We start from the raw sequence: 2277 nt of genomic DNA on the forward strand, positions 1-2277 counted from the left end.
TAAAAATTGGCGTCGGAAGTCAGATTGGGGCTGGACTGTCAGGATATATCGCCGAGATGTCGAGCGCCATGCTTGGGGCAGAGCTGGGGTTGCCGGTCGCGCACCTCGATCATCACGCGAGCTATATCGATCATTGGTTGACCCTGCTCCGGGATGACGACCGCGCGATCCTGACGGCTGCTGCCAGGGCCGAGGAGGCGTCGAGCCTGCTGCTCCGCCTTGGTGGGCGTACCAGCGGGGAAGATGCGCACAGGGCCGACGAACAACATCACGAGGCCAGCGGGGCAAACGGTCTCGCAGCATGAGCGCGCAGGATGAGGGCCGCGCCCACGACCCCGCCCAGGCGGCGCGCTGCCACGGCCTTGTGCTCAATGTTCCCGCATTCTTCGCTGACCCTGATTTCCGCGAATGGCTGGTCGGCGAGACGACCAAGTTCACCTGGCATCGCGGCGGCGCAGTCGACGAATGGTCGGATGTTGTCATGCTCGTCGATCCCGGCCTTGAGGGCGATGGGAGCGATTCCGATATGCCCGAGCTCTTCTGGACACAGATCGTCGAACTGTGCCGCGTACATCTTGGTCCGGCTCCTGGGCACGAGCACCACTACATGGTCAGGCTGACCAATCTGACGATTTGACCGGTGGCACGTGCCGGATCGTCTGCCGGCAGCACCCAATATGCTATGCCGGATCAAGGCACCACGCTGGAGGTTGCAGGCTACGGCTCCCGCGACGCTTGGCCTTGACTGATCCACCTCATCCCACGGGGCATTTTTGCACCCCGGCAGCCTCAGCGATTGCTAGGGCATTTTGCCGAGCCGGAGGAGAGAAGGGGGCTCGCTGCGCAGATGTGCTGCGTAAAGAGCGGAACCTATCATGCCGATGAAATCTCAATCAGATCCCAACGGGGCGAGGCGTACAATCGACCAGATCGATGCCGCGATGCCTGCTCCTGTGGTGCTTGCTTATGGGATGGGAGTGGACAGCACCGCCCTGCTGGTCGAACTGGAAAATCGCGGTACCCCTCCCGACCTGGTTCTCACCGCTGACACCGGCGTCGAAAAGCCAGACACCTACGAATATCAGGCCCTTATTTCAGACTGGATGGCTGCCCGGAGAATCTCTTATCACGTCGTGCGCTATGTGCCGCGCCGATTTAAGCACTGGCCTCCTTACTTCGATCTCCTGTCTAATGTCCTGACCAACGCCACATTGCCGAGTATTTCCATGGGGCGGCATACGTGCAGCCTAAAATGGAAGGTTGCTCCGCAAGATGCCTTCCTCAAATCGTGGGGCCCTGCCCAAGCCGCGTGGGCAAGAGGCCAAAAGGTTGTGCGTCTGATCGGATATGACGCATCGCCCGCTGACAACCGCAGATACGCGCATGCGGCAACAATCGAGAACCCATTGTTCGCTTGTCGTTATCCACTGCGCGAATGGAAGTAGGACCGCAATGCGTTCATCGAGCGGATACAGGCTGCGGGGCTTCCTGTGCCGCCCAAATCGAGTCGTTTCATCTGCGGCGCGATGAAACCTGATGAAGTGCGGGCCCTTCCGATCTGGTGCCTGAGATTGATTGTTCTCGTCGAGGCACGCGCTGCGCCAAGGCTCCATACCGTTGAAGGGCTGTGGCGCCGGGCCACCAAGGCAAGGCCGGGCAGCATGACCGATTTCATCCGGGCCGAAGGATTGCTCGCAGTCGCCGAAATCGAAGCCATAATCCGTCATGCTCCGATTGACCTTATCCGGTTTCAGGACGCAGCAGCACTTGCGCCTGTCGGGGTTCGACCAGCCATGGCTGAGTGGCTCGATGCCTTCAACGCAGGCCAAATCGCCGCGTGACATCAGAGCGGACCATTCACCGCAGCAAAGGGAAGGGGGGTGAACGGAATGAACCAGTCAGGAGACCGTTCATGTCCGACAGCATTTCTTCCACCACTGCTCAGACTTTCGAGCAGGACCGCGCCGCGCAAGTGGCGGCACTCAACGACAAGGTCCGGCGGGGCGAAGATCGCCAAGCCCGTATTGTCATGACCCGCGGCGTGACCCAGCTTCTTGCCGGCCTAGAAACCGACGAGCCCGCGCGCACGGCTCGCTCGATCCTCAACCAGGCGGCGCTGATGCGCACGATCGCCGACGCGGACATTGCCCCGGGCGATGATCCTGACGGCGAGCGCGATTTCGGGGTGGTGACCTTCCTGGAGCAACGCCTGTTCTGGAAGATCGATTTGTATGATCCGGGCCTTGTCAAGTTCGCATTGAACGGTTCCTTCTGTTG

The 2277-nt window shown here is 60.6% G+C and carries 3 protein-coding genes and 1 pseudogene; all 4 read left to right on the forward strand.

Features of this window, described 5'->3' with window-relative positions:
- On the forward strand, positions 1-305 hold a 305-nt coding region (locus AX703_RS10215), incomplete at its 5' end, for a zincin-like metallopeptidase domain-containing protein (protein WP_231735480.1).
- Positions 302-637, forward strand: a complete 336-nt coding sequence (locus AX703_RS10220; protein WP_062343896.1) for a hypothetical protein — start codon at positions 302-304, stop codon at positions 635-637. The genes AX703_RS10215 and AX703_RS10220, both read left to right, overlap by 4 nt.
- Before the next feature lie 238 nt (positions 638-875).
- Positions 876-1841, forward strand: a pseudogene (locus AX703_RS10225) (hypothetical protein).
- 71 nt (positions 1842-1912) lie between these two features.
- On the forward strand, positions 1913-2277 hold a 365-nt coding region (locus AX703_RS10230; RefSeq protein ID WP_062343897.1), incomplete at its 3' end, for a DUF3768 domain-containing protein.

The organism is Novosphingobium sp. CCH12-A3, from assembly GCF_001556015.1.
Taxonomy (GTDB): Bacteria; Pseudomonadota; Alphaproteobacteria; order Sphingomonadales; family Sphingomonadaceae; genus Novosphingobium; species Novosphingobium subterraneum.